15 protein-coding genes are annotated in these 18,316 nt (G+C 58.9%); 3 read left to right on the top strand and 12 right to left on the bottom strand.

Annotation, left to right across the window (positions count from 1 at the left end):
- Positions 1 to 4 precede the first annotated feature (4 nt).
- A complete protein-coding gene (gene cobA / locus ACYZTM_RS24810; protein WP_131063000.1) occupies positions 5 to 769 on the top strand; it encodes a uroporphyrinogen-III C-methyltransferase in 765 nt (254 codons plus the stop codon).
- 84 nt (positions 770 to 853) lie between these two features.
- Here the strand turns inward: cobA and ACYZTM_RS24805 are convergent, their stop codons facing one another.
- The 8 genes from ACYZTM_RS24805 to ppsA all read right to left on the bottom strand — a co-directional run bounded on the left by ACYZTM_RS24805 (position 854) and on the right by ppsA (position 9,000).
- Positions 854 to 1,888 (bottom strand): OmpA family protein, encoded by a 1,035-nt coding sequence (locus ACYZTM_RS24805; RefSeq protein WP_131062999.1) that lies wholly within the window; start codon positions 1,886 to 1,888, stop codon positions 854 to 856.
- Positions 1,889 to 1,995: 107 nt separating this feature from the next.
- A complete protein-coding gene (sigX, locus tag ACYZTM_RS24800) occupies positions 1,996 to 2,586 on the bottom strand; it encodes an RNA polymerase sigma factor SigX (protein ID WP_131062998.1) in 591 nt (196 codons plus the stop codon).
- Positions 2,587 to 2,673: 87 nt separating this feature from the next.
- Positions 2,674 to 3,498 carry a mechanosensitive ion channel family protein gene (locus tag ACYZTM_RS24795; protein ID WP_008027407.1) on the bottom strand — a complete coding sequence of 275 codons (825 nt, stop codon included), beginning with the start codon at positions 3,496 to 3,498 and terminating at the stop codon, positions 2,674 to 2,676.
- A 2-nt stretch (positions 3,499 to 3,500) separates the two neighbouring features.
- Positions 3,501 to 3,749 carry a hypothetical protein gene (locus tag ACYZTM_RS24790; protein WP_007944521.1) on the bottom strand — a complete coding sequence of 83 codons (249 nt, stop codon included), beginning with the start codon at positions 3,747 to 3,749 and terminating at the stop codon, positions 3,501 to 3,503.
- 63 nt (positions 3,750 to 3,812) lie between these two features.
- The gene (locus ACYZTM_RS24785) at positions 3,813 to 4,808 is read right to left on the bottom strand and encodes a zinc transporter ZntB (RefSeq protein WP_131062997.1); all 996 of its coding nucleotides are present in this window, start codon (positions 4,806 to 4,808) and stop codon (positions 3,813 to 3,815) included.
- Positions 4,809 to 4,834: 26 nt separating this feature from the next.
- On the bottom strand, positions 4,835 to 5,326 hold the full coding sequence (rraA, locus tag ACYZTM_RS24780) for a ribonuclease E activity regulator RraA (protein WP_027922555.1): 492 nt from the start codon (positions 5,324 to 5,326) through the stop codon (positions 4,835 to 4,837).
- 121 nt (positions 5,327 to 5,447) lie between these two features.
- Complete coding sequence (locus tag ACYZTM_RS24775; protein ID WP_131062996.1) at positions 5,448 to 6,437, bottom strand: alpha/beta fold hydrolase; 990 nt, start codon at positions 6,435 to 6,437, stop codon at positions 5,448 to 5,450.
- A gap of 187 nt (positions 6,438 to 6,624) precedes the next feature.
- The gene (gene ppsA, locus ACYZTM_RS24770; RefSeq protein ID WP_461985141.1) at positions 6,625 to 9,000 is read right to left on the bottom strand and encodes a phosphoenolpyruvate synthase; all 2,376 of its coding nucleotides are present in this window, start codon (positions 8,998 to 9,000) and stop codon (positions 6,625 to 6,627) included.
- A gap of 174 nt (positions 9,001 to 9,174) precedes the next feature.
- On the opposite strand from ppsA, the gene ppsR reads away from it, so the two are divergent.
- Positions 9,175 to 9,993: a posphoenolpyruvate synthetase regulatory kinase/phosphorylase PpsR gene (gene ppsR / locus ACYZTM_RS24765; RefSeq protein ID WP_131062994.1), complete on the top strand. Its 819-nt coding sequence runs from the start codon at positions 9,175 to 9,177 to the stop codon at positions 9,991 to 9,993.
- A 107-nt stretch (positions 9,994 to 10,100) separates the two neighbouring features.
- On the opposite strand, the gene ACYZTM_RS24760 is transcribed toward ppsR, so the two are convergent.
- Positions 10,101 to 11,510, bottom strand: coding sequence for an aminotransferase-like domain-containing protein (locus ACYZTM_RS24760; protein WP_461985138.1), 1,410 nt, complete (start codon positions 11,508 to 11,510; stop codon positions 10,101 to 10,103).
- A gap of 137 nt (positions 11,511 to 11,647) precedes the next feature.
- On the opposite strand from ACYZTM_RS24760, the gene ACYZTM_RS24755 reads away from it, so the two are divergent.
- Entirely contained in the window at positions 11,648 to 12,535 is an 888-nt protein-coding gene (locus ACYZTM_RS24755; RefSeq protein WP_461989201.1) for a DMT family transporter, read from the top strand.
- Positions 12,536 to 12,621: 86 nt separating this feature from the next.
- On the opposite strand, the gene prpD is transcribed toward ACYZTM_RS24755, so the two are convergent.
- From prpD to acnD, 3 genes are all read right to left on the bottom strand, one after another.
- Complete coding sequence (gene prpD, locus ACYZTM_RS24750) at positions 12,622 to 14,106, bottom strand: 2-methylcitrate dehydratase (RefSeq protein WP_461985136.1); 1,485 nt, start codon at positions 14,104 to 14,106, stop codon at positions 12,622 to 12,624.
- A gap of 214 nt (positions 14,107 to 14,320) precedes the next feature.
- Positions 14,321 to 15,511: a 2-methylaconitate cis-trans isomerase PrpF gene (prpF, locus tag ACYZTM_RS24745; protein WP_461985134.1), complete on the bottom strand. Its 1,191-nt coding sequence runs from the start codon at positions 15,509 to 15,511 to the stop codon at positions 14,321 to 14,323.
- Between the two features lie 56 nt (positions 15,512 to 15,567).
- A complete protein-coding gene (gene acnD / locus ACYZTM_RS24740) occupies positions 15,568 to 18,165 on the bottom strand; it encodes a Fe/S-dependent 2-methylisocitrate dehydratase AcnD (RefSeq protein ID WP_461985132.1) in 2,598 nt (865 codons plus the stop codon).
- Between the last annotated feature and the right edge of the window lie 151 nt (positions 18,166 to 18,316).

Raw genomic sequence — 18,316 nt, 5'->3', positions numbered from 1 at the left:
CACTATGAGCGCAAAAGTCTGGCTGGTGGGTGCGGGTCCCGGGGACCCTGAATTACTGACCCTCAAGGCGGTCCGGGCGTTGAGAGAAGCGGATGTGGTGCTGATCGACGATCTGGTCAATGACGCGGTGCTGGAGCATTGCCCGGGCGCGCGGATTATTCCCGTGGGCAAACGCGGCGGCTGTCGCTCCACGCCTCAAGCCTTCATTCATCGCCTGATGCTGCGTTATGCCCGCCACGGAAAATGCGTGGTGCGGCTCAAGGGCGGCGATCCGTGCATCTTCGGCCGCGGTGGTGAAGAAGCGCACTGGTTGCGCGAGCGCGGTGTTGAAGTCGAACTGGTCAACGGCATCACCGCCGGGCTGGCGGGTGCGACCCAATGCGATATTCCGTTGACACTCAGAGGCGTTGCCCGCGGCGTTACGCTTGTCACCGCCCACACTCAGGATGGCAGCAGCCTGAACTGGCAGGCCCTGGCCCAAGGCGGCACGACGCTGGTGGTTTACATGGGCGTGGCGAAGCTGAGCGAGATTCGCGAGCAACTGCTGGCTGGGGGGATGGCGGCGGATACGCCGGTGGCGATGATTGAAAACGCTTCCCTGCCGCACCAACGGGAATGTCGGAGCGATCTGACGGCAATGGAAGAAGACGCCTCAGTGTTCGAATTGAAAAGCCCGGCGATCCTGGTGATTGGCGCAGTTGCAGCATGCGGCACTCAATCTCTGTGGGCGCGCGACTTGCCCGCGATGACGGCCGATCGAACAGCCTGAATCTCCCTGACTCAACCTCCCTCACCAAATTGCAGACAAAGAAAAGCCCGGCCTAAGCCGGGCTTTTCTCAGAGCTGCGACTAATTACTTAGCGTTAGCTTCAACCTGCGCTTCTACGCGACGGTTTACAGCGCGACCAGCGTCAGTTTTGTTGTCAGCAACTGGGCGGGATTCGCCGTAGCCAACAGACTGAACGCGGGACGATTCAACACCGTACTGGTTGGTCAGAACTTGCTTAACGGCGTTTGCACGACGCTCGGACAGTTTCTGGTTGTAAGCGTCAGGACCGACGGAGTCAGTGTGACCTTCAACAGTGGTGCTGGTGGATGGGTACTGTTTCATGAAATCAGCGAGGTTTTTGATGTCGCCGTAGCTGTTAGGCTTGACTACCGACTTGTCGAAGTCGAATTTCACGTCCAGCTCAACACGAACAACTTCAGCAACTGCTGGGCAGCCATCAGCGTCAACAGTTACGTTGGCTGGGGTGTCCGGGCACTTGTCAACGTTGTCGCACACGCCATCGTTGTCGCTGTCGGAGCAGACTTCAGCTGGTGCTGGAACTGGAGCAGCAGCAGGCTTGGAGCCGCCACCGAAGTTCACACCGATACCGACGCTTGGAGCCCACTCGGTGTCGCCCTGGTCGATGTTGTATTGCGCTTCAACGCCGGCACGAGCGTAGAAGTTGTCGGTGAAGTACAGTTTTGCACCGCCGCCAACGTTGGCGAAGGTGGAACGGTTACGACCGTTCGAACCGTTCTGACCGATGCTCTGATCGGAGAAGCCAGCCGATACGTACGGACGCAGCATGTCGCCCGGGTTGTTGAAGTGGTACAGAGCGTCCAGAGCGGTGTTAGCACCCTTGATGTTACGACCGTCGTCGGAACGCACGTTGTGCACTTCGTCGTAAGCCAGACGCAGTTCAACGTCGTCGGTCAGGAAGTAACCGATCGAACCGCCGAACAGGTTGCCGTTGTTCTTGAAGTTACGAGCGCTGTCGAATTGTTCTTTCTTAGCGAAGCCTTCGATTTCAACTGCGCCTTGGCCTTGTGCCAGAGCGCCGAACGAAGTGGCGGCAATCAAAGAACCAATGGCCAAGCCCAAGGTGTTTTTCAGTTTCATCCGTTAAATCCCCATCTGGTGATTGTGAAGCAGTCCCGCAAACCGGGGGACAACTCGGCGGCAAGTCTATCAGAACTTGCCTACACGTAAGAGATATTTGCGCCGAACTAAGTTTCAGCAATGCCTGCAAATTTCTCACGCAATTTATCTAGAGCACGTTTGTACCGCATTTTTGTCGCACTCAAACCCATGTGCATGATGTCTGCGATCTCCTGAAATTCCAGCTCTGCGACAAATCGTAGCACCAGAATTTCACGGTCGATCGGGTTCACATACACCAGCCAGCGATCGAGTCCACCCTTATCCTCGGGTTTCGGCATCTTTTCTTCAGATGCTTCCTCGAGGGGGTCCAGACTCAAAGCATCCATCAAGCGACGCTTTCGCCGTTCCTTCCGATACTGTGTGATGCATTCGTTGTACGTGATGCTGTAGAGCCACGTCTTGAACTTCGATTTGCCCTCGAAGTTCTTCAGGCCATACAGCACCTTCAACATCACTTCCTGACAGACATCGTCTGCGTCGCGATCGTTCCCCAGATATCGTGCACAGACGTTAAATAATGTTCGTTGGTAACGCCGCATCAGTTCTTCATAGGCGCGTGTTACGTGAAACAGCTCGGTATGCGAGCGCGCGACCAACTCCTCATCAGAGAGCTCGCGGGGGTCGTAGCGCGTGGAGAGCGATTGAGCTTTATTCAAAACAAGTCGGGCCGACAGTCAGGTCAATGTCCGCCGCAACCCTTACAGGGCACTTTGCGGCGGCATACATTAGCAGGGTTTGCCGGGTTAGCGGCTACTCACATGCTGCTCCAGGAGAATCCGATTGGAGAGAGAGACTAGCTCACCCTCATCGGTCAGCAATGTGGTTTTAACCGTGCCGATCTCTTCGATCTGACCTTCGACCTCGCCAACACGCACTTGTTGCCCAACCTGATACAACTCACGCACATAGATTCCCGCAAGAATCTGACCGGCAATTTCCCGGCTTCCCAATCCCATTGCCAGCGCAACCGCCAGACCAACGGTAATCAATACGATCACAATCACATGGTTGAGCAGGTCAGTCTTGACCTCCAACTGGCTGATTGCGACCGAAATACTGATGATAATCACCAGGCCCTGAGCAATTCGCCCCAGGCCCGCAGCATAATCCAGCCCTACACCCTCTGCGGCGCCACGCACCAGCCCATTGGCCAGTTGCGCCAGCAAAACACCCACCAGCAGCACCAGCGCGGCGCCAAATACTTTCGGCAAATACAGCGCAAGCATGTCCAGCGTAGCCGAAACTCTCTCAAGTCCAAGGGATTCTGCGGCAGAAACCAGAAAAATCAGCAAAACGAACCAATAGACAATCTTGCCAATCAAGGTCGAGATCGGCACTTGAAGGCCGGCCCGGGACAGCAATTTGGTCAGTCCGGTGCCGCCCATCAGGCGATCGAGCCCAAGCTTGGCGAGCAACTTGGACAGCAAAGTGTCCAAAAGTTTCGCAACGACAAAACCCAACAGCAGCACGACCAGTGCGCCGAACAGGTTCGGAATGAAATTTGCCACCTTGGTCCATAACGCAGTCATTGCAGTGACGAGGCTCTGAGTCCAGAGATCAAGTTCCATATTCAATCAGCCTTATCAGCGGTGCGAACGGTAGGTTTACGGTGACGGGATACCGGCGAGACGTGGGCCGAGCCGTTATTGAGGGCAATCATCAGCGCGGGCAACCAGCGGCCCAGCAGGCTGAACAGATCACCGGCGCCGACCTGGCGGTTGGCGGTTTTCAGGACACGCCCAAGGCACGCATCGTCGTCACGGGTGGACGGCGAAGCGTTTAGCATGTCGCGCAAAGACTGTTCAAACGGATCGTGCATACGCACCTCTCGTGATGTCTGTGAAAGACGCGGTCAAATTTGCCCGGGTCACATGAGTCATCGTCACACCCAGCGCAAGCGGCGGAATAACCACCACTGACCGAGCGCCACCGAGACCATCATCAGGCACGCGATCAGGAAGCCATAAGGGCTTGCCGAGAACGGAATGCCACCGACATTTATGCCCAACAGACCGGCCAGAAAACTCATCGGCAAGAAGATCCCGGTGATGATCCCGAAGCGGTACATCGTGCGGTTCATGCGCACGCTCAAACGTCTGTCCTCGGCCTCGAGGACCAGCCCCACCCGCTCCCGGGCCAATTCCAGCTCCTCGAGATAACGGGTCAGGCTGTTGTTCAATTCGTTCCAGTAATCACCATCGTCTTCGACGAACCAGGGCAGTTTTATCCGCGTGAGCTGTCCGAAAATATCCCGTTGCGGAGCCAGGAAACGTTTCAGCGCAGCAGCCCTTCGACGGATCTGCAAAATGGCGCCGTGCTCGGGTGTATACCGCTCGTCGGCATCCAGCTTTTCTTCTTCCTCATCGACCACTTCCGAGAGGCAACTGACCAGATCCTGCACCTTATTGGTGAGGTACTGAGCCATATAAAGGATGAGTTCTGACGCGCTTTTCGGCCCTTTGCCATCGGCCAGTTGCACCAGCAACTCATCAGTGGCTCGCAATGGACGCAAACGCAGGGAAATGACGCGCTGGGCGGAGGCGAAGATCCGCACCGAGACCATGTCTTCCGGCTCCGCGCCCGGGTTCAGGTTGACCCCACGCAGAAACAGCAGCAGTTCGGAGTCCGGCAGCGGCAAAAGACGAGGCCGGGTGTTCTCTTCGAGCAGCAGGTCGCAGCTGAATTCACTCAAACCACTGGATGTGCGCAGCCAGGTGCGGGTTTGCGGGTGACTGCGATCCCAGTGCAGCCACAGGCTTTCATGGGCCTGCAGCTGCAAGTCATCGAGTTCAGTCCGGGCTATCGAACGCGCGCCGCCTTTACCATCCAGCACCAGGGCATGCACCAGCCCCCACTGCGCGTTGTCTTCCTCGAACATCCTCACCCCTTTGTTGATTCGCGGCTTTATTCAGGCATCTTCAGCGGGCTTGGCGAGATGATCACGCCGTTGTTGTCCGCATAAATGTAATGGCCTGGGTGGAACGTCACGCCCGCAAAGGTCACCGCCACGTTGAGATCGCCGATGCCGCGCTTGTCGGTCTTCATCGGATGGCTGGCCAGCGCCTGAACGCCCAGGTCGGTTTGCGCGATGACGTCGACGTCACGGATGCAGCCGTAGATCACCAGCCCTTCCCAACCGTTTTTCGCGGCTTTCTCGGCGATCATGTCGCCCAGCAGCGCACGACGCAGGGAACCGCCTCCATCGACCACCAACACCTTGCCATTACCCTTGAGCTCGGCTTGTTCCTTGACCAGCGAGTTGTCTTCGAAGCACTTGATGGTCACGATTTCGCCGCCGAACGAATCACGGCCACCGAAATTGCTGAACATCGGTTCCAGCACCTGCACCAGCTCCGGGTAGGCGTCGCACAGGTCAGGCGTAAGGTAATGGTTCATCGAGAAACTCCTGTAAAGAGGAAGACAATCGAGGATGTCGTAAAGTGACCGGAACAGCACAATGCGTCATATCTTAGCCGCAAGCCGAACAGAGCGAAATGCCCTTGTTAGAGCATCAGGCTCAGACCGCCGCGGCCAAATCCGGCTTTTCTCCCAACAAAGGCGTTTGCTGATCGGCCAGCCAGCGCGCCACCAACGGCCAGACTTCGGCCTGAGCGGCTTTGCTGACGAGCATTTCCACGTGACCGAAATTATCGCCAAAGCCCTGCTCGCGGCCAAGGTTGATGAATTGCTTGTGCTCGGAATCCACCTGATCGAACAGCTTGCGGCACGCCCACGCCGGATCCTGATGATCGCCGGCAGCGCTTACGGCCAGTACTGGCAATTGAACCTCGGCCAATCCCGCCCACCAGTCCTTGTCCGCATCGCCGAAGCGTCCGAACAGGCCATACCAGCGCATGCTTTCCAGGGCCAGGCCAATCGGCTCATCCTCCGGGCCGCGCTTGAGCCGTGAACCGGACAGCTGGGCGAAACGCTTGAGAATGAAGCGCCCGCTCCACTCCACCGGTGGAATTTTCAACGGCCAGTAAGTGCGACTGACCTGCGTACCGAAGAACGCCGCAGATGCGACCACAGGTTCGCCGATGTATTCGCCACCCAACGCCGCCGCCAGCGTGATGCCGCCCAGCGAGTGACCGATCCAGTGCGGGACCTGGCCGCTCTGCTCGCGCACAAAGGCGCCAATGGCCGGCAGATCGTAACGGGCGTAGTCGGCAACGCGGTTCTTGCGGTAGTTCTGATTGCGCTGGGACAGGCCGTGACCGCGCATTTCGGGAATCCAGACATCGAATCCCAGACGCGTCAGGTAGGCGCCCAGGCCAAGCCCTTTCGGCGAGAACCAGAACCGGCGATTGGAAAAGCTGCCGTGCAACAGAATCACCGGCACGCCACCGTGCGCGGGCTCGTCCGCCATGCCCAAACGGGTCACAGCCAACTCCACAGTGCCATCAGGACTGTTGCCGGGTTTCAGACGATAGACATCTTCGCTCAGATCGCCGCGCCGCTCGGCGCTGATCAGGGCGACAGGAAATAGGTTGCTGCTGCTTTGCATAATGCTCTTGCACAAAAAAGGGCGGCATACAGAGGAGCCCGCCCTACTTGAATCTCTAAAAAGGCCAGCCCGTGTAGGAGCGAGCCTGCTCGCGAAAGCGGTATATCAGCCGACACCCATGCTGGATGTCAGTCCGTCTTCGCGAGCAGGTTCGCTCCTACAGGAAGCGGCCCTTTCACTCACACCATCAAGCCGGCGCTTGACCTTCAGCCAGGAAGAACCAGGTTTCCAGTACGGAATCGGGGTTCAACGAAACGCTTTCGATGCCCTGTTCCATCAGCCATTTGGCCAGATCAGGGTGGTCCGAAGGGCCCTGACCGCAAATGCCGATGTACTTGCCAGCCTTGTTGCACGCCTGAATCGCGTTGGCCAACAGCTTCTTGACCGCTGGATTACGCTCGTCGAACAGGTGAGCGATGATCCCGGAGTCACGGTCCAGGCCCAGTGTCAGTTGAGTCAGGTCGTTGGAGCCGATGGAGAAACCGTCGAAGAACTCGAGGAACTCTTCAGCCAGAATCGCGTTGGATGGCAGTTCGCACATCATGATGATGCGCAGGCCGTTTTCGCCGCGTTTCAGACCGTTCTCCGCTAGCAGGTCGATGACCTGGCTGGCTTCGCCCAAGGTGCGGACGAATGGCACCATGATTTCGACGTTGGTCAGGCCCATCTCGTTGCGCACGCGCTTGATGGCACGGCACTCGAGCTCGAAGCAGTCACGGAACGCTTCGCTGATGTAACGCGAGGCGCCACGGAAGCCCAGCATCGGGTTTTCTTCTTCCGGCTCGTAGAGCTTGCCGCCGATCAGGTTCGCGTATTCGTTGGACTTGAAGTCCGACAGACGCACGATGACCTTTTTCGGGGTGAACGCAGCGGCCAGGGTGCTGATGCCTTCAACCAGCTTCTCGACGTAGAAGCCGACCGGATCGTCGTAACCGGCAATGCGTTTGTCGACGCTGTCCTTGATTTCCTGTGGCAGACCGTCGTAGTTCAACAGCGCTTTGGGGTGGACACCGATCATGCGGTTGATGATGAACTCCAGACGGGCCAGGCCCACACCGGCGTTCGGCAGTTGCGCGAAGTCGAAGGCACGATCCGGGTTGCCGACGTTCATCATGATCTTGAATGGCAGATCAGGCATGGCGTCCACGGAGTTTTTCTTGATGTCGAAGCCCAGTTCACCTTCGAAGATGTAACCGGTGTCGCCTTCAGCGCAGGACACGGTCACGCCCTGGCCGTCTTTCAACAGCTGGGTCGCGTTGCCGCAACCGACCACGGCCGGGATGCCCAGCTCGCGAGCGATGATCGCCGCGTGGCAGGTACGACCGCCACGGTTGGTGACGATGGCGCTGGCGCGTTTCATGACCGGTTCCCAGTCCGGGTCGGTCATGTCGGAGACCAGAACGTCGCCTGGCTGGACTTTGTCCATCTCGGACACGTCCTTGATGATCCGCACCTTGCCGGCGCCGATGCGTTGGCCGATGGCGCGACCTTCAACCAGCACGGTGCCGGTTTCTTTCAACAGGTAGCGTTCCATGACGTTGGCCGAGGTACGGCTCTTCACGGTTTCAGGACGGGCCTGAACGATGTAGAGCTTGCCGTCGTCGCCGTCTTTGGCCCACTCGATGTCCATCGGGCACTTGTAGTGCTTCTCGATGATCATCGCTTGTTTGGCCAGTTCGCTGACTTCGGCATCGCTCAGGCAGAAACGTGCGCGATCAGCCTTGTCCACGTCGATGGTCTTGACCGATTTACCGGCCGTGGCGACTTCGCCGTAGATCATCTTGATGGCTTTGCTGCCCAGGTTGCGACGCAGGATCGCCGGACGACCGGCTGCCAGCGTGCCTTTGTGAACGTAGAACTCATCCGGGTTCACCGCGCCTTGTACGACGGTTTCACCCAGGCCGTAGGCGCCGGTGATGAACACCACGTCACGGAAGCCCGACTCGGTATCGAGGGTGAACATCACGCCGGCGGTGCCGGTTTCGGAGCGGACCATGCGCTGCACGCCAGCCGACAGGGCCACCAGCTTGTGGTCGAAGCCCTGGTGCACACGATAGGAAATGGCGCGGTCGTTAAACAGCGAAGCGAACACCTCTTTGGCGGCGCGAATAACGTTTTCGACACCACGGATGTTCAGGAAGGTTTCCTGCTGACCGGCGAAGGAAGCGTCCGGCAGGTCTTCGGCGGTAGCGGAAGAGCGCACGGCCACGGCCATGTCAGGGTTGCCGGCCGACAGCGTAGCGAACGCAGTACGGATCTCGGCGTTGAGCTTCTCGGGAAACTCGGCTTCCATGATCCATTGGCGGATCTGGGCACCGGTCTTGGCGAGGGCGTTGACATCATCGACGTCCAGGGCGTCGAGGGCGGCATGGATCTGATCGTTCAGGCCGCTCAGTTCCAGAAAATCACGATAAGCCTGAGCTGTCGTGGCGAAGCCACCGGGCACCGATACACCGGCACCTGCAAGGTTACTGATCATCTCGCCGAGGGATGCGTTCTTGCCCCCCACGTGCTCTACATCATGGACGCCGAGCTTATCGAGGGAAACTACGTACTCTACCAAGGTGATCTCTCCACTAACTGTGTTGGAAAAGCTCAGAAGCCGGCTGCTACAGGGAGCGTTTGCCGGCTGTATGGCCTGGACCTGGAAAATAAGTGAGAATGCGGGCCACTGGCGGCCGGCAAATCGCGCCTACTATATCCAAGATTCGTCACTAGCTTAAGGCCCAAGGTGCAAATGAAACGATCTGCTTTCTTTATTTCCGACGGCACTGGCATCACAGCCGAGACCCTCGGCCAAAGCCTCCTGGCGCAGTTCGAAAACATTACCTTCAGCAAATTCACGCGGCCCTACATCGACAACGTGGATAAAGCGCGGGCCATGGTACAACAAATCAACAAAGCCGCCGAAAACGACGGCTTTCGGCCGATCATCTTCGACACCATTGTCAATCAGGACATCCGTGAGATCCTCGCAACGTCCAATGGTTTCATGATCGACATTTTCTCGACCTTTCTGGCGCCGCTTGAACAGGAACTGACCGAGCATTCTTCCTACACCGTCGGCAAGTCCCACTCGATTGGCAGCAACTCCAATTACATGGAGCGGATCGAGGCGGTGAACTTCGCCCTCGACAACGACGACGGTGCGCGCACGCATTATTACGACAAGGCGGACCTGATCCTAGTGGGCGTGTCGCGTTGTGGTAAGACGCCGACGTGCCTGTACATGGCCATGCAATTTGGCATCCGTGCGGCCAACTATCCGCTGACCGAAGACGACATGGAGCGCCTGCAACTGCCAGGCACCCTGCGTGCCCACCAGCACAAACTGTTCGGCCTGACTATCGACCCGGACCGCCTCACCGCGATCCGCAATGAGCGCAAGCCCAACAGCCGCTATTCGAGCTACGCCCAGTGCGAGTTCGAAGTGCGCGAGGTGGAGAACCTGTTCCGCCGCGAGAACATTCCGCACATCAATTCCACGCATTTTTCGGTGGAAGAGATTTCGGCGAAGATCCTGGTGGAGAAAGGCGTGGAGCGGCGATTCAAGTAGTTCTTTAGCGCCTGCCAGACCAGCTTCGCGGGCAAGCCTCGCTCCTACACTTGAATTCTGAAGCCATGCAGAACCGTGTAGGAGCGAGGCTTGCCCGCGAAGAACGATTACACGGTTTCAGTTAATGCCCCCACCAACGCCTCAAACCCGTTCAGCAAAAACCGATCATCCCCCGCCGAATTACAAACACTTGCCCGAACAAACTGCGGCACCGCCCCATGCCCGACCGCAAACGCCTCGGCGGTGGAGATCAGATAATTATTCTCCTTGAGCTCGGCCGCAATCTGCGACGCCCGCCAAGGCTCAGGCACTTCAATCCAGAAGTGCGGACTATGGGGATGGGTTTTGTACGCCAAACCCTCCAGCAGCCCACTGACCAACGCCTTGCGTCGACTGATCTCAACAATCTGCTGGCCCAGCAACTGCTTGGCAATCTCGTTTTCTATCCACAGACTAGCCACTTCCAGCGACAGCGGGCTGGCCATCCAGCACGTCCCGCGCACCGCTGCGCTCAAACGTCCAATCAACGGTTGCGGCGCATGCAAGTATCCGACCCGCAAACCTGCCGATACTGCCTTGCTCAAACTGCCGATCAGCACCGAGCGCTCCGGGGCAAAATAGCTGAGCGGTAACGGACGCTGTTGCGCCAGCACGGCATGGGCTTCGTCTTCGAAGATCAGCAAATTGTGCTGACGACACAGCTCTGCAATCGCCTCGCGTCGTGCGACGGACATCACTGCAGCCGTAGGATTCTGGATCGTCGGCGTGCAATACAGTGCTGAGACACGATGGTTGCGGCAAACCTCCTCCAGGGCATCGGGCATCAGCCCTTCATCATCCATCCCGGCACCGATGAGTTTTATCCCGAGTTGGCGTGCGACGCTGATCAGCCCCGGGTAGGTCAGGTGCTCCGTCACCAACGTATCGCCCGCCTTGAGCAACCCCATCAAGGCACACAACAGACCGTGCTGGCCGCCGTTCACGCAAACGATCTGCTCGGCGCTCGGGACAAATTCTTGATGGCTGAGCCATTTCGCGCCCGCCGCACGATAGCGTTGCAAACCGACATCGGCGGTGTAGCCGCTGATGTGTTGCAACGCCTCAGGATCTAGAGACAACGCTTGCAGGCTCTGACTCAAAAACAGCGCTTCCTGCCCCGGAATCGGTTGATTGCGGCTCATGTCGAAAAACGCCTGCGGTTCATCGCTGACATTGCGAAAGCCACGGTCCCGCGGTCGTTCCATCCCGCGCTGACGCACATACGTGCCATCTCCTACGCGAGCGACTACCAAACCCACACGTTCGAGTTCCCCGTAAGCACGGCTGATGGTGCCGATGGTCACTTGGAGGCTGTCGGCCAACAGTCGGTGAGGCGGTAATTTGCAGCCGGGCTCGATCAGCCCCTCGGCAATGCCTTTTCCGACAGCCTCAGCAAGGCGTTTGTATTTCACACCCAGACCGTTGACGAGGCCGTCGCGCAGGATTGACACCATGGCAATACTTGTTTTGACAGTCATTACAGTCCCGAATAGCGTGCTTAAAACAGGTTCAATCAGGGATAGACCTTTTGCGGATGAAGGTCAATTCCGACAACAACAGGAGCTCGATCATGTCCATTGCCGTCAGCGCGCCTTCAAGTACCGCAAAACCCTGGCTGGCCGCCCTGGTCACCAGCGTGTTGTTCCTGATCGTTTGCCTGAGCTGGGGCACGACGTGGCTCGGGATCAAGATTGCAGTTGAAAGTGTGCCGCCACTCACTGCCGCGGGGTTGAGGTTCCTGATCGCCTTTCCGTTGTTCCTCAGCTTTGCCCTGCTGCGCCGCGAACCGCTGCTGTTTCCGAAGGAAAGCCGCGGGTTCTTTGTCTTCGTCACGCTCTCGTACTTCAGCCTGCCGTACTACTTGCTCAACTACGGCGAGATGCACGTTTCGTCGGGTCTGACGGCGCTGCTGTTCAGCTGCATGCCGGTGTTCATCCTGATGTTTTCCGCGCTGTTTCTGCGGGAGAAAATCTACCCCTCACAACTGCTCGGCATCGCCATCGGGTTCGGCGCCCTGTTCATGATTATCCGCAGTCAGGGGCTGCATCTGGACCATGTCGAGTTCTTCGGGGTGCTGGCGATTCTGACCGCGGCGGTGATGCATGCGCTGTGCTACGTGGTCACCAAGAAGCAAGGCAGTGCGATCAGCGTGATTACTTACAACACGCTGCCCATCGGCCTGGCCGGTTTGATGCTGTTTGCGGCGGGGCTGCGCTTTGAAGCTCCGGTGTTCGATAACATCACCGCACGTTCGTGGGGCGCCCTGCTCTATCTGGGGCTAGTGGCGTCGGTGGGCGGGTTTATCGTTTACTTTTTGCTGCTCAAGCGACTGAGCCCGATCATTCTGTCGTTCGTGTTTATTATTTTTCCGGTGTTTGCGGTGGTTATTGGGGCCTGGTATGAAGGGCAAAGTCTGACACGGGAGTTGATGGGGTATTCGGCGGTGTTGCTTACTGGGTTCGCCATCACCAAGTTGCCGGTCGATAAATGGCTCAACGGCTGAACACGATCCTGTAGGAGCCAGGCTTGCCGGCGAAGGCGCCCTCAAGTACGCCTTCGCCGGCAAGCCTCGCTCCTACAGGGTTTTGTTTAGATCACGAACAGGTCGACAAATCGGTTCACCGGAGTGGCTTCAAGCTTCGCTTGGTCCTCACACAACGCAAAAATCTCGGCGCTGCGCTGCGCGGTAAAGCGCGTCGCCAAGTTCGCCTTGAACTTGTCTTCCAGCAACGGAATGCCGTCGCTGCGGCGACGGCGATGGCCGATCGGATACTCCACCAACACGTTCTCGGTGCTGGAGCCGTCCTTGAAGAACACCTGCACCGCGTTGGCAATCGAGCGTTTGTCGGGTTCCAGGTATTCGCGGGTATAACGCGGGTCTTCAACGATGACCATTTTCTCGCGCAGCACGTCGATGATCGGATGCGCGGCGTGGAAGTCATCTTCGTATTGCTCGGCCGCCAGATTGCCAAACGCCAGCGGCACGGCGGTCATGTACTGAATGCAGTGATCGCGGTCGGCAGCATTGGCCAACGGGCCGACCTTGGAGATGATGCGGATCGCCGATTCGTGGGTGGTGATGACGATTTTGTCGATTTCGTGCAGGCGATTTCTGACTTGCGGATGCAGGGTGACAGCGGCTTCGCAAGCGGTTTGTGCGTGGAACTCGGCCGGAAAGCTGATCTTGAACAGCACGTTCTCCATCACGTAGCTGCCGTACTTTCGGGAGAAGCTGAACACGCGTTTGTCTTCAAGCTTGAGCGCCAGATCGTTGTTGGTGTGGCTGAACAATACGTCGTAAAAGCCCCACTGTTTGGCGGTCAGCACGCCGGGAATGCCCATCTCACCGCGCATCGCAATGTCCGCCAGACGCACACCGCGACTGGACGCATCACCGGCCGCCCAGGATTTACGCGACCCGGCATTCGGCGCATGCCGGTAAGTGCGCAGCGCCTGACCGTCGGCGAAGGCATGGGACAACGCGGACAACATCTGCTCGCGATTGGCGCCCATCAGCTTGGCGGTGACAGCGGTCGAGGCGACTTTCACCAGGATGACGTGATCGAGGCCTACACGATTGAAGGAGTTTTCCAGCGCGATCACGCCCTGGATCTCGTGGGCCATGATCATGGCTTCGAGTACCGCGCGAACGGTCAGCGGTGCGTCGCCATTTGCCAGGCGTTTTTGCGACAGGTGATCGGCCACCGCGAGAATGCCGCCGAGGTTATCGGACGGATGCCCCCACTCGGCCGCAAGCCAAGTGTCGTTGTAGTCGAGCCAGCGGACGATGCAACCGATGTCCCACGCCGCTTTGACTGGATCGAGACGGTAAGGGGTGCCGGGGACGCGAGCGCCGAACGGAACGACGGTGCCTTCGACGATCGGGCCAAGGTGTTTGGTGCATTCGGGGAAACGCAGGGCCAGGAGACCGCAGCCGAGGGTGTCCATCAGGCAGTTGCGGGCGGTGTCCAATGCTTCTTGGGATTCAATTTTGAAGGTCAGGACGTAATCGGCGATGTCCTGCAGGACCGTGTCGTAGTCGGGTCGGTTGTTCAGGTCGACGTTGGCGCTCATGTTCGATTCACTCTTGAAGTGGTTCGTTGATGGGACCTCGGTTCAGGTTAAATCTCAGTCGATTACTACTTTCTTATTTTGAAAATGGAGATCAAATGTGGGAGCGGGCTTGCTCGCGAAGGCTGACTGACATCCAATATTGACGTCGACTGACCCACCGCTTTCGCGAGCAAGCCCGCTCCCACCGGGTGTTGTATTTATCTCGGGATCCGGGTTAGAAAGAATCACCCGGCACACGAACAAACCCTTCCATCAACACCCGCGCACTGCGGCTCATGATGGCCTTGTTCACGGTCCATTCACCGTTCACCTGGCTGGCTTCAGCACCCACACGCAAGGTGCCGGACGGATGCCCAAAGCGCACAGCATTGCGTTCGATACCGCCCGCCGCAAGATTCACCAACGTGCCGGAAATCGCCGCCGCCGTACCGATCGCCACCGCCGCCGTGCCCATCATTGCGTGATGCAACTTACCCATCGACAACGCGCGCACCAGCAGGTCGACATCACCCGCCGCAATCGCTTTGCCACTCGAAGCAACGTAGTCCGCAGGCTTGGCCACGAAGGCAACCTTAGGCGTGTGCTGACGCTTGGCCGCTTCGTCCAGATCCTTGATCAAGCCCATGCGCAACGCGCCGTAAGCCCGAATGGTTTCGAACATCACCAACGCTTTCGGATCGCTATTGATCGCGCCCTGCAACTCGGTACCGGTGTAACCAATGTCTTCGGCGTTGACGAAAATCGTCGGGATGCCGGCATTGATCATGGTCGCCTTGAAGGTCCCGACACCCGGCACCTCCAAGTCATCCACCAGATTCCCGGTGGGGAACATCGAACCGCCGCCGCCCTCTTCTTCCGCTGACGGGTCCATGAATTCGACCTGCACTTCGGCGGCGGGAAAGGTCACGCCGTCGAGTTCGAAATCACCGGTTTCCTGCACTTCACCGTTGGTGATCGGCACGTGGGCAATGATGGTCTTGCCGATGTTGGCCTGCCACACGCGAACCACCGCCACACCGTTGTGCGGAATGCGGCTGGGGTCCACCAGACCATTGCTGATGGCGAACGAACCGACAGCGGCTGACAGGTTGCCGCAGTTGCCGCTCCAGTCGACGAAAGGCTTGTCGATGGAGACCTGACCGAACAGGTAATCGACGTCGTGATCAGCCTTGATGCTTTTCGACAGGATCACGGTTTTGCTGGTGCTGGACGTCGCGCCGCCCATGCCGTCGATTTGCTTGTCGTACGGGTCGGGGCTGCCGATCACGCGCAGCAGTAATGCATCGCGAGCCGAACCGGGAATCTGTGCAACTTCGGGCAAGTCTTTCAGGCTGAAAAACACGCCTTTGCTGGTGCCGCCGCGCATGTAGGTGGCGGGGATTTTGATTTGAGGTACGTGAGCCATTGGTGCTCCTTCATAGCGGGCAAGGGACTTGAAATCCCCTGCCCGCAAAGCGTGTTTTAGACGGCGACCGCCGACTCTTCGAGGAAGTCCTGCGCGAAGCGCTGCAACACGCCACCCGCCTCGTAGATCGACACTTCTTCGGCGGTGTCGAGGCGGCAAGTCACCGGCACTTCAACGCGCTCGCCGTTCTTGCGGTTGATCACCAGTGTCAGGTCGGCGCGCGGTGTGCGCTCACCGATCACATCGTAGGTTTCGCTGCCGTCGATGGCCAAGGTGTGACGGTCGGTGCCCGGTTTGAACTCCAGCGGCAACACACCCATGCCCACCAGGTTGGTGCGGTGAATGCGCTCGAAACCTTCGGCCGCAATCGCTTCCACACCCGCCAGACGCACACCTTTGGCCGCCCAGTCGCGGGACGAACCCTGACCGTAGTCGGCGCCGGCGATGATGATCAGCGGCTGCTTACGCTCCATGTAGGTTTCGATGGCTTCCCACATGCGCATGACCTGGCCTTCCGGCTCGACGCGAGCCAAAGAACCCTGTTTGACCTTGCCGTTTTCCTGAACCATTTCGTTGAACAGTTTCGGGTTGGCGAAGGTTGCGCGCTGCGCGGTCAAATGATCGCCCCTATGAGTTGCGTAAGAGTTGAAGTCCTCTTCCGGCAGGCCCATTTTCGCCAGGTACTCGCCGGCGGCGCTGTCGAGCATGATCGCGTTCGACGGCGACAGGTGATCGGTCGTGATGTTGTCCGGCAGCACCGCCAGCGGGCGCATGCCCTTGAGCGGACGAGCGCCAGCCAACGCGCCTTCCCAGTACGGCGGCCGGCGAATGTAGGTGCTCATCTCGCGCCAGTCGTACAGCGGCGTCACTTTCGGGCCGGTGTCTTCGTGGATGGCGAACATCGGGATGTAGACCTGACGGAACTGCTCCGGCTTGACCGATGCCTTGACCACGGCGTCGATTTCTTCATCGCTTGGCCAGATATCTTTCAGGCGGATTTCCTTGCCCTCAGCGTCCAGGCCCAGCACATCTTTTTCGATGTCGAAACGGATGGTCCCGGCGATGGCGTAAGCGACCACCAACGGCGGCGAAGCCAGGAACGCGTTCTTGGCGTACGGGTGAATCCGGCCGTCAAAGTTGCGGTTGCCGGACAATACCGCCGTGGCGTACAGGTCGCGGTCGATGATCTCTTGCTGGATCACCGGGTCCAGGGCGCCGGACATGCCGTTGCACGTGGTGCAGGCGAAGGCGACGATGCCGAAACCGAGTTGCTCCAGCTCGCTGGTCAGGCCGGCTTCGTCGAGGTACAGCGCCACGGTTTTCGAACCCGGCGCCAGGGAAGATTTCACCCACGGTTTGCGGGTCAGCCCGAGCTTGTTGGCATTGCGCGCCAGCAAGCCGGCGGCGATGACGTTGCGCGGGTTGCTGGTGTTGGTGCAACTGGTGATGGCGGCGATGATCACCGCACCGTCCGGCATCTGGCCGGGCACTTCGGTCCACTGGCCGGAGATGCCTTGGGCGGCGAGATCCGAGGTGGCGACACGGGCGTGCGGGTTACTCGGGCCAGCCATGTTGCGCACCACCGAGGACAGGTCGAAGCTCAACCCACGCTCGTATTGCGCATTCTTCAAGCTGTCAGCCCACAGACCTGTGGTCTTGGCATATTGCTCCACAAGCTGCACCTGTTCGTCTTCGCGGCCGGTGAGTTTCAGGTAGTCGATGGTTTGCTGGTCGATGTAAAACATCGCCGCCGTGGCGCCGTATTCCGGAGCCATGTTGGAAATGGTCGCGCGATCGCCGAGGGTCAGCGCAGAGGCGCCTTCGCCGAAGAACTCCAGCCACGCACCGACCACTTTTTGCTGACGCAGGAACTCGGTCAGCGCCAACACCATGTCGGTGGCGGTGATGCCCGGTTGCAGCTTGCCAGTCAGCTCGACGCCGACGCTTTCCGGCAGACGCATCCACGACGCGCGGCCGAGCATCACACTTTCCGCTTCCAGACCGCCGACACCGATGGCGATCACGCCCAGTGCATCGACGTGCGGGGTGTGGCTGTCGGTGCCGACGCAGGTGTCGGGGAACGCCACGCCGTCGCGCACCTGGATCACCGGAGACATTTTCTCCAGGTTGATCTGGTGCATGATCCCGTTGCCCGGCGGGATCACGTCGACGTTTTTGAAGGCCTTTTTGGTCCAGTTGATGAAGTGGAAACGGTCTTCGTTGCGACGGTCTTCGATGGCGCGGTTCTTCTCGAACGCCTCCGGATCGAAGCCACCGCGCTCGACGGCCAGGGAGTGGTCGACGATCAATTGCGTCGGCACCACCGGGTTCACTTGCGCCGGGTCGCCACCTTGCAAGGCGATGGCGTCACGCAGGCCGGCGAGGTCGACCAACGCGGTCTGGCCGAGAATGTCGTGGCACACCACGCGGGCCGGGAACCAAGGGAAATCGAGGTCGCGTTTGCGCTCGATGAATTGCTTCAGGGATTCGGTGAGCGTGGCCGGGTCGCAGCGACGCACCAGGTTTTCCGCCAGCACGCGGGAGGTGTACGGCAGAGTGTCGTAGGCGCCGGGCTGGATGGCTTCGACCGCCGCGCGGACGTCGAAGTAATCCAGATGGCTGCCGGGCAGCGGTTTGCGGAATTCAGTGTTCATCGTCAGGACTCGGTCACGGTGGTTACAAAAGGTGGGGCCTGGCACAGTCCTGAATTGAAACCGTCCCCTGTAGGAGCGAAGCTTGCTCGCGAAAGCGGTGTATCAGTCGACATCAATCTTGAATGTCAGTCCGTCTTCGCGAGCAAGCTTC

The sequence above is a fragment of the Pseudomonas sp. MDT2-39-1 genome (genome assembly GCF_054898085.1).
The sequence above is the reverse complement of the archived record's forward strand: the minus strand, read 5'-3'. Positions and strand labels throughout refer to the sequence as shown.

Bases quoted from the DNA above. Each gene is read 5' to 3' on its own strand.
- cobA (WP_131063000.1), top strand. From the start codon at position 5: ATGAGCGCAAAAGTCTGGCTGGTGGGTGCGGGTCCCGGGGACCCTGAA.
- ACYZTM_RS24805 (WP_131062999.1), bottom strand. From the start codon at position 1,888: ATGAAACTGAAAAACACCTTGGGCTTGGCCATTGGTTCTTTGATTGCC.
- ACYZTM_RS24795 (WP_008027407.1), bottom strand. From the start codon at position 3,498: ATGGAACTTGATCTCTGGACTCAGAGCCTCGTCACTGCAATGACTGCG.
- ACYZTM_RS24790 (WP_007944521.1), bottom strand. From the start codon at position 3,749: ATGCACGATCCGTTTGAACAGTCTTTGCGCGACATGCTAAACGCTTCG.
- ACYZTM_RS24785 (WP_131062997.1), bottom strand. From the start codon at position 4,808: ATGTTCGAGGAAGACAACGCGCAGTGGGGGCTGGTGCATGCCCTGGTG.
- rraA (WP_027922555.1), bottom strand. From the start codon at position 5,326: ATGAACCATTACCTTACGCCTGACCTGTGCGACGCCTACCCGGAGCTG.
- ACYZTM_RS24775 (WP_131062996.1), bottom strand. From the start codon at position 6,437: ATGCAAAGCAGCAGCAACCTATTTCCTGTCGCCCTGATCAGCGCCGAG.
- ppsR (WP_131062994.1), top strand. From the start codon at position 9,175: ATGAAACGATCTGCTTTCTTTATTTCCGACGGCACTGGCATCACAGCC.
- ACYZTM_RS24760 (WP_461985138.1), bottom strand. From the start codon at position 11,510: ATGACTGTCAAAACAAGTATTGCCATGGTGTCAATCCTGCGCGACGGC.
- prpD (WP_461985136.1), bottom strand. From the start codon at position 14,106: ATGAGCGCCAACGTCGACCTGAACAACCGACCCGACTACGACACGGTC.
- prpF (WP_461985134.1), bottom strand. From the start codon at position 15,511: ATGGCTCACGTACCTCAAATCAAAATCCCCGCCACCTACATGCGCGGC.
- acnD (WP_461985132.1), bottom strand. From the start codon at position 18,165: ATGAACACTGAATTCCGCAAACCGCTGCCCGGCAGCCATCTGGATTAC.